The 3433-nt window shown below is 73.4% G+C and carries 5 protein-coding genes; 1 reads left to right on the top strand and 4 read right to left on the bottom strand.

Annotated elements, in window-relative coordinates:
- Positions 1-858: DUF2786 domain-containing protein (locus ON36_RS09115; RefSeq protein ID WP_043650334.1), on the top strand; the 858-nt coding region annotated here is incomplete at its 5' end.
- 1 nt (position 859) lies between these two features.
- On the opposite strand, the gene hisH is transcribed toward ON36_RS09115, so the two are convergent.
- The 4 genes from hisH to ON36_RS09095 form a co-directional block, all read right to left on the bottom strand.
- On the bottom strand, positions 860-1492 hold the full coding sequence (hisH, locus tag ON36_RS09110; RefSeq protein WP_043650331.1) for an imidazole glycerol phosphate synthase subunit HisH: 633 nt from the start codon (positions 1490-1492) through the stop codon (positions 860-862).
- Positions 1489-2103 carry an imidazoleglycerol-phosphate dehydratase HisB gene (gene hisB / locus ON36_RS09105; RefSeq protein WP_043650329.1) on the bottom strand — a complete coding sequence of 205 codons (615 nt, stop codon included), beginning with the start codon at positions 2101-2103 and terminating at the stop codon, positions 1489-1491. Before hisB ends, hisH begins: the two co-directional genes overlap by 4 nt.
- 25 nt (positions 2104-2128) lie before the next feature.
- On the bottom strand, positions 2129-3256 hold the full coding sequence (locus ON36_RS09100; RefSeq protein ID WP_043650327.1) for a histidinol-phosphate transaminase: 1128 nt from the start codon (positions 3254-3256) through the stop codon (positions 2129-2131).
- The coding region (locus ON36_RS09095; protein WP_043650323.1) for a histidinol dehydrogenase at positions 3253-3433 on the bottom strand (181 nt) is incomplete at its 5' end. The genes ON36_RS09095 and ON36_RS09100, both read right to left, overlap by 4 nt.

Below are 3433 nucleotides of genomic sequence, written 5' to 3'. Positions count from 1 at the left end.
TGGCAGGACCAGCTCGGCGAGCTGGGCGCGGCGGTGTGGTGGGACACCGGCCGCCCGCATCTGCCGCAGTGGGCCGAGCGCGCGCTGCTCACCGACCGCGAGGCGCAGGCCGCCGCGCTGCACGCCCTCGCCCTGCTCGCCGCGCTGCCGCGACTGCACGGGGCCGGGCCTGCCGCCGCGCCCGGCCGTCCCGCGCACCGGCACGTCGACGCCCGCGCCCTCGGCCGGGTGCGCGGGCTGCTCGCCAAGGCCGAGTCCACGGCGTTCCCCGAGGAGGCCGAGACCCTGTCGGCCAAGGCGCAGGAACTCATGACCAGGTACGCGATCGACCACGCCCTGCTCGCCGCCGACGACCCCGACCGCCCGGCCGCCCGCCGGATCTGGCTGGACACGCCCTACACCGACGCCAAGGCGCTCCTGGTCGACCGGGTCGCCCGCGCCAACGGCTGCCGCGCGATCTTCCTCGCCGACTGGGGTTTCGTCACCGTCGTCGGCGACGACGCGGACCTCGACGGCGTCGAACTCCTCGCGACCTCCCTGCTGGTCCAGGCCACCCGCACGATGATCGACACCGCCGGCGCGGCCGAGACCCGCTCCCGCCACTACCGCAAGGCCTTCCTGACCGCCTACGCCGCGCGGATCGGCGACCGGCTCGCCGCGGCGGCCGCGGCGACCGTCGCCGACGCCCCCGACACCGACCGTCTCCTCCCGGCGCTGGCCGCCCGGACCGCCCGCGTCGAACGCGCCTTCGACACGTACTTCCCCGCCGCCCGCGCGAAGGGCATCACCCTCCGCAGCGCCGAGGGCTGGGAGGCGGGCACCGCCGCCGCCGATCAGGCCCACCTCGGCGGGGGCTGACCTACAGCGCGTCGATCCAGTTCTTCAGCAGCGCCGCGCCCGCGTCGCCGGACTTCTCCGGGTGGAACTGGGTGGCCGACAGCGGGCCGTTCTCGACGGCGGCCAGGAACGGCGAGCCGTGCTCGGCCCAGGTCAGCTTGGCCGGGGCCAGGTGGTCGCTGTCGGGCAGATCCCACTGCTGGGCGGCGTAGGAGTGCACGAAGTAGAAGCGGGTGTCGGCGTCCATGCCGGCGAACAGCACGCTGTCGGCGGGGGCGGTGACGGTGTTCCACCCCATGTGCGGCAGGACCGGCGCCGCGTCGAGGCGGGCGACGGTGCCGGGCCACTCCCCGCAGCCCTCGGTCTCGACGCCGAACTCGACGCCGCGGTCGAACAGGATCTGCATGCCGACGCAGATGCCGAGCACCGGACGCCCGCCCGCCAGCCGCTGGCCGATGATGCGTTCGCCGCGTACCCCGCGCAGCCCGGCCATGCACGCCGCGTAGGCGCCGACGCCGGGCACGACGAGGCCGTCGGCGGCCAGCGCCCGCTCGGGGTCGGCGGTCACCTCGACCCGCGCGCCCGCCCGCGCCAGCGCGCGCTCGGCGGAGTGCAGGTTGCCGGAGCCGTAGTCCAGCAGCACGACGGATTTCACAGCACACCCTTCGTCGACGGGACACCGCTCACGCGCGGGTCGAGTTCCACCGCGGCGCGCAGCGCGCGGGCGACGGCCTTGAACTCGGCCTCGGTGATGTGGTGCTGGTCGCGCCCGTAGAGCACGCGCACGTGCAGCGCGATCCGCGCGTTCTGCGCGATGGACTCGAAGACGTGCTTGTTGAGCACGGTCGAATACGAGGCGCCCGGTCCCGCGCTGGGGATCACGGTGTGCAGCAGGTGTTCCGGCTCGCCGGTGAACACGCAGTAGGGCCGCCCGGACACGTCGACGACCGCGTGGGCGAGGGTCTCGTCCATGGGGATGAAGCAGTCGCCGAAGCGGCGGATGCCCTTCTTGTCGCCGAGCGCCCGACCCAGCGCCTGACCCAGCACGATGGCGGTGTCCTCGACGGTGTGGTGGGCCTCGATCTCGATGTCGCCGGTGGCCTGCACGCTCAGGTCGAAGCTGCCGTGCTGGCCGAACGCGGTCAGCATGTGGTCGTAGAACGGGACGCCGGTGGCGATGTCGGTGCGGCCCGTGCCGTCGAGGTCGAGCTCGACGACGATGCTCGATTCCTTGGTGACGCGTTCGATCCGCGCGGTTCTGCTCATGGGGGTTCCTCCACGCCTGGATTCGTCAGTGGGTGAGGTCGGTGCCTGCGATCAGCGCGCTGACCCGCAGGAACTCGTCGTTCTCCGCGGCGAGGCCGATGGTGGCGCGCAGGTGCCCGGGGATGCCGACGTCGCGGATGAGCACGCCCGAGTCGAGGTAGTGCTGCCAGGCGCGCCCGGCGTCGGTGAAGCGGCCGAACAGCACGAAGTTGGCGTCCGACGGGACCACCTCGAAGCCGAGGCCGGTCAGCGCGGCGGCGACCCGGTCGCGCTGGGCGGCGAGTTCGGCCACGCTGCCCAGGGTTTCGTCGGCGTGCCGCAGCGCGGCCCGCGCGGCGGCCTGGGTGACCACCGACAGGTGATAGGGCAGCCGCACCAGCAGCATGGCGTCGATGACCGCGGGCGCGGCGACCAGGTAGCCGAGCCGGCCGCCCGCGAAGGCGAACGCCTTGCTCATCGTGCGGCTCACGACCAGCTTGGTCGGGAACCGGTCGATGAGCCCGACCGCGCTGGGCTGGGCGGAGAACTCGCCGTAGGCCTCGTCGACGACCACGATGCCCGGCGCCGCCGCGAGGATGCGCTCGAGGTCGGCGGTCGGGATGCTGTGCCCGGTCGGGTTGTTGGGGCTGGTCACGAACACGACGTCGGGACGCCGTTCGGCGATCTGCGCCACCGCGTAGTCGGTGTCCAGGGAGAAGTCGCCGTTGCGCTTCGCCTCGATCCACTCGGTGTCGATGCTCTCGGAGATGATCGGGTGCATCGAGTAGGAGGGCACGAAACCCAGTGCGCTGCGGCCGGTTCCGCCGAACGCCTGCAGCAGCTGCTGCAGGATCTCGTTGGACCCGTTGGCCGCCCACACGTTGGCGGTGTCGACGGGGACCCCGGTCTGCCGGGTCAGGTACTCGGCCAGGTCGGTCCGCAGGCCGACCGCGTCGCGATCCGGGTAGCGGTGCAGGTCGGCCGCCGCCGCGCGCACGGCCTCGGCGACGTCGTCGACGAGCGCCCGGCTCGGCGGGTGCGGGTTCTCGTTGGTGTTGAGCTGCACGGGCACGGTCAACTGCGGTGCGCCGTAGGGCTTCTTGCCGCGCAGGTTCTCGCGCAGCGGGAGCTGATCGAGGGTCGCCGCGGCGCCCGGGACGGTGGGAGTGGTCACGACAGCGCCTCGAAACGCGCCCGCACGGCCTGTCCGTGCGCGGGCAGGTCCTCGGCGTCGGCGAGGGCGACCACGTGCCCGGCCACGTCCTTCAGCGCCGCCTCGGTGTACTCCACGATGTGGATGCCGCGCAGGAAGGTCTGCACGCTCAGGCCCGAGGAGTGCCGCGCGCAGCCC

Source organism: Nocardia thailandica NBRC 100428, from assembly GCF_000308795.1.
Taxonomy (GTDB): Bacteria; Actinomycetota; Actinomycetes; order Mycobacteriales; family Mycobacteriaceae; genus Nocardia; species Nocardia thailandica.
Note: the sequence above shows the minus strand (reverse complement) of the source record. Positions and strands in the feature narration are given on the sequence as shown.